This is a genomic window from Catenibacterium sp. GCM10023432 (genome assembly GCF_042651925.1).
In the GTDB taxonomy this organism is placed as follows: Bacteria; Bacillota_I; Bacilli_A; order Erysipelotrichales; family Coprobacillaceae; genus Catenibacterium; species Catenibacterium mitsuoka.
In genome coordinates this window covers 1-4667 of record NZ_JBHSEB010000014.1, presented here as the reverse complement: position 1 = coordinate 4667, position 4667 = coordinate 1, and the positions used below count along the sequence as shown (strand labels likewise).

General features: G+C 33.5%; 6 protein-coding genes. 4 read left to right on the top strand and 2 right to left on the bottom strand.

Annotation, left to right across the window (positions count from 1 at the left end):
* Positions 1–574, bottom strand: a 574-nt coding sequence (locus ACFOZZ_RS03180; RefSeq protein ID WP_376814687.1) for a hypothetical protein, incomplete at its 3' end; no start/stop codon positions are given.
* A gap of 210 nt (positions 575–784) precedes the next feature.
* Between ACFOZZ_RS03180 and ACFOZZ_RS03175 the strand changes: the two genes are divergently transcribed.
* The 4 genes from ACFOZZ_RS03175 to ACFOZZ_RS03160 all read left to right on the top strand — a co-directional run bounded on the left by ACFOZZ_RS03175 (position 785) and on the right by ACFOZZ_RS03160 (position 3679).
* The gene (locus ACFOZZ_RS03175; RefSeq protein WP_376814686.1) at positions 785–1474 is read left to right on the top strand and encodes a carboxymuconolactone decarboxylase family protein; all 690 of its coding nucleotides are present in this window, start codon (positions 785–787) and stop codon (positions 1472–1474) included.
* A 2-nt stretch (positions 1475–1476) separates the two neighbouring features.
* On the top strand, positions 1477–1893 hold the full coding sequence (locus ACFOZZ_RS03170) for a cupin domain-containing protein (protein ID WP_217107311.1): 417 nt from the start codon (positions 1477–1479) through the stop codon (positions 1891–1893).
* 231 nt (positions 1894–2124) lie between these two features.
* On the top strand, positions 2125–2772 hold the full coding sequence (locus ACFOZZ_RS03165) for a flavodoxin (RefSeq protein ID WP_055235209.1): 648 nt from the start codon (positions 2125–2127) through the stop codon (positions 2770–2772).
* Between the two features lie 37 nt (positions 2773–2809).
* A complete protein-coding gene (locus ACFOZZ_RS03160) occupies positions 2810–3679 on the top strand; it encodes a diacylglycerol/lipid kinase family protein (RefSeq protein WP_055235211.1) in 870 nt (289 codons plus the stop codon).
* Here ACFOZZ_RS03160 and ACFOZZ_RS03155 read toward each other — a convergent pair.
* Complete coding sequence (locus ACFOZZ_RS03155) at positions 3653–4513, bottom strand: LysR family transcriptional regulator (protein WP_055288785.1); 861 nt, start codon at positions 4511–4513, stop codon at positions 3653–3655. The genes ACFOZZ_RS03160 and ACFOZZ_RS03155 overlap by 27 nt on opposite strands.
* Positions 4514–4667: the final 154 nt, after the last annotated feature.

Below are 4667 nucleotides of genomic sequence, written 5' to 3'. Positions count from 1 at the left end.
GCAAAGTGAGCTTATGCTTGCAGTAGGGACAGTATATTCCAACATCTTCCCTGATTGTAGTCTTTACGGTAAATGTGTTCTTGCAGGCCTTGCATTTATACTGGCTTCTTCCTCTGCTGTTGTCATAGATGTACTCTTTAGGGGCACCACAGTAAGGACAGACGCCTTCAAATGTAAAGGAGTCATCGCTTCTACGCTTTACAGGTTTCAGGTAGCTTTCTCTGATGATGTCTTCGAACGAGATCTGCTTGATAAGCTCATCTCTGAATATAGGAGGCTTATCTATCTTGAAGTCTGCATAAGGAATCTGAACATCTTTATTCTTGCTGGATTTAAGCTTGGATAGTTCCTTCCTGGTAATTGGATTGATCTTATCCTCAAAGAATCTGTTAAGCCAATCAATATGTTTTGAAGCCTCTTCAAGATGATGAATAAGATCAATATCATTCAGACGATGAGAAACAGTATCTGGAATCTTGCCAAGGAGATTCAAAGCCTGAAAATACTGAGAGAATTTAAAATTTTGTTTAGAAAAAGATTCAATAGAATTAATTAAATGTGTTATACTTTCCATGATGAAACATCCTTTCGTGATATTTTTTGTTCGCGCTAAAAGTATAACACAGGTTGTTTCATCTTTTTTTAGTTAAATACGAAAAAAGATGATTACTAAGATATACTCAGTAATCATTTTACTGTTTATATAAACAAATTTGAGGGCAGTGTATTTGTGCTATGTAATATAGATTTTTGACACTACCGAATACTTGTAGAGGTGAAGACTATGAAATATACGTTTATGGAAAATTTTAAAGACAAAAATCCAGAATTCTATGACTTTTATTCACATTTTATTGGTGAAGAAGTAATCAATGATACCACTTTAGATGATAAGAGTCGTTATTTATCTATTACTGCAGTACTTGTAGGAACTAAGTCTCATGATTTATTTGAAAATATGTTAGAAGACTTATTGAAATACCTCACAGCTGATGAAATCCAGGAAGTTCTTTACCAGGCAGTAGCCTATCTTGGTATTGGTATGGTTTATCCATTCCTCACTATTATGAATAAACATGTGAATAAACCATTAAAGAGTGCGTCTACCACAAATAGAGACAATCGTATAGAACTTGGTAATGAAAAACAATGTGAACTCTTTGGTGAACATATGACAGGATTCCAAACAAGTGGTCCTGAAGAAGAACGTCATATCAAGAGATGGCTCGCAGGTAACTGCTTTGGTGATTACTATACAAGAATGGGACTCACTGGTGCACAAAGAGAAATGATTACATTCTGTTTTCTATCAGCACTCGGCACTGAACCACAATTAAAATCTCATATTGGTGGAAACTTCCATGTAGGTAATGATGCGCATTATCTCATTAATGTGATTTCTAACTGCATGCCTTATATTGGTTATCCACGTACTTTAAATGCGATCAGATGTATACATGAAATGGAGAAATAATCATGAATTATACTTTAGAAGATATCAAGAAACAGAGTCCTTATCCTATAGGTGAATTGAATACAGCATATGCTAAGTATTTTGTAGGTAATAGTTATCTCTATTCTATTAATGATCAGGAAGTGCTTATTTCTAATGTTACTTTTGAACCAGGATGCAGAAACAACTGGCATATCCATCATGGTGCAGGACAGATCTTATTATGTACTGCAGGAAGAGGGTATTATCAGGAATGGGGAAAACCTGCTCAGGAACTCAATGTGGGTGATACAGTTTATATTGCGCCAGAAATCAAACATTGGCATGGTGCAGCACCAGAAAGCTATTTTGTACATATTGCAGAAAGTGTACCAAATGAAAATGCTTCAAACGAGTGGCTTGAAGCAGTGGATGAAGAAGAATATCTAAAATTGAAATAAAACAAAACGATCAGGAAGGGATACCTGATCGTTGTTTATTTCAAGAGTTATTTTGAAGGGAGTTTGGAAATTATTTTAGGGATCACTCTTGGTAAAAAGGAAGCTGTTATTATTATAGGGAGTTGCTTTCTCTTTACAGGTACTATTATGCTTTTTATCTATGAACACATTGTGAACTCATTATTTTTTTTCTAGGAAATATGTTATAATGAGATTCGAGGAGGATTTTTTATGAAAAAATCAATCATTACATTCTTATGTTTGATGTTGATCACATTATCGGGATGTACTTATAATACCAAATATTCAGAAAGTGATGCCCCCTTAACTATTACAGGTGGTCTCAGTGATACATTGATTGTATATTATTCATTCAATGGAGAAGAACGTAAACTTGCTAAACAAGTACAGTCATATACAGAAGGGGACTTACTTTGTTTACAGACTTCTAAGAAGTACTCTACAGACTTTAAAGAAAGAATTAAAGAACATAGAAAAGAAAGAGAAGCTTACGCAAAAGCACTTAAAGAAAATAAACATGATTATAAGAATAAACATGTATTAGATACATTACCTACTCTTAAAAATCAGATTGATGATATTGATCAATACAAGACAGTGTATCTTATTTATCCATGCTGGGAAAAGGATGAACCTTTAATCATTGATTCATTCTGTATGGATTATGACTTATCAGGTAAAACAATTGTGCCTATGTGTACAAGTGAAAAGAACTGGCGTGGCCATGTGAAATATTCCAGCAAGAAGAGCGTTGCTCACTTTAATAAGATGATACCAAATGCGAACTTTAAGCGTGCAAAGGCATTTACTGATGTCAAAGGCGTTAAAGAGTGGCTAGAAACTATTGATATGATCTAGACTGGATACTGATCCAGTCTTTTTTTGGAGAACTATAATGAGACATATATTTTTACTTAAACCAGTGGATGATGATTATGATCATCATCCATTTATAGAAACAATTAGAGAAGTCATGCAGGGTTATGATTATGATATTTTCATGAGTACTTATCCTGATCACGCCAAGAAGATTATTAAACATTATAAAGAACCAACACGTTTTTATAGTGTTGGTGGGGATGGTATGTTGAATCAGGTAATTCAGGGACTTGTAGGTACACATCATGAACTAGTAGTTATTCCCTATGGAACAGGAAATGACTTCTTTAAGATGATTTCTAAGAATAATGATTATAAAGAAGTACTTAAAGCGTCTTTAAAGGGTAAAACAGTTCCTATTGATACAGTGTTAATGAATAATCGTTATTTTATTAATAATGCCTGTTTTGGCTGTGATAGCGTGATTGCAAATCATGTTCATGATGATGTGAAGATTCCTAAGATGTTTAAAGGACATCAATATGAGTATTCTATTCTAAGAAACTTTGTCCAATATCCATTTTATCATATTAAGATGACCAGTCATGGAACACTATTATATGAAGGTCCTGTTACTTTATGTGCCTGTGCCAATGCAAAATATTATGGTGGGGGTTATAAGATTGCTCCTCATGCATCATTAGAAGATGGTCTCATGAATATTGTGATTCTTGATCAAATTAATAAGGGTCTCATTCCTTTATATATTAAGAAGATAGTAAGTGAAACACTTGATCAGGATAAACATGCTCATGTCTTTACTGTAGATGAAGTGGATGTAGAATCTCAGTATCCATGTAACCTAGATGGTGAAGAAGTAAAAGCATCTCATTATCATTTAGAAGTAAAGAAGAATAGTCTAAATCTTGTAGTCTTTGATAATTAAAGAAATAAATGTTTCTATGATTGGAGATAGTTCTTCTTTTCTTGTGATAAAAGCTGCAGATGTATAGAGACCCTTATCTTTAAGTTTAGTATAGGTCTGTGAATTTAAGTCTATATACGGTATAGCCGCTTCAGGTATAATAACCACCTGATCAAGTATAGAACCCCATACTAAGGCAGTACGTATATCATCTGTGATAATAGGGATATGTGGCTGGAATTGGAGTTCATTTAAACAATAATCTACTATAAACTGACGATAACGTCTGTGAATCAAAACAGGATCATCTCGATAATCAATGAGATGGTTCTTTTTTTCATTCACAAGAGTAGAAGGTCCTACCGCAATCATTGGTTCAGGCTTAAATAAAAATGATTTCACATTTGTAGAATCAAAAGGTGTTCTGACTAACGCAATATCTATTTCATGAGCTAGCAAGGCATCCATCATCTCATAGGTTGTTCCTTCTTTCATGTGAATATCTAACTTAGGATATTTCTTTCTAAACACATCCATATGATCATGTGTAATTAAATAACCATTAGAAGAAGTAATCCCAAAACGTAAGATCTGTGTAGCAGCTCCTAGTACTTCTTTACTTGTCTGTTCATATAAATTCAACATCTGATTACATCTACGATAAAATAAGTGCCCTGCAGGCGTTAATGTGATATGACGATGTCCTCTCTCTATCAGTGTTGTATTTAATTCTTCTTCTATCGCTTTTAACTGCATAGAAAGAGGAGGCTGTGAAATATGTAATACACGTGCAGCCTGTGTTATAGTCCCTTCATCTACAATTGTCTTAAAGTATTTCATCTGTTTTAGTTCCATATGTATCTCCTATAGATTCTATATAAAATATATATTATACATATAGTATAAAACAGGATTATAATGTTGCAAGGACAGGGAGGAAAAGTGTGAAACAAAAATCAATCAAAACGTATAAAAAAAGACGAACTTAAAAACAAGTTTGAATAATTTA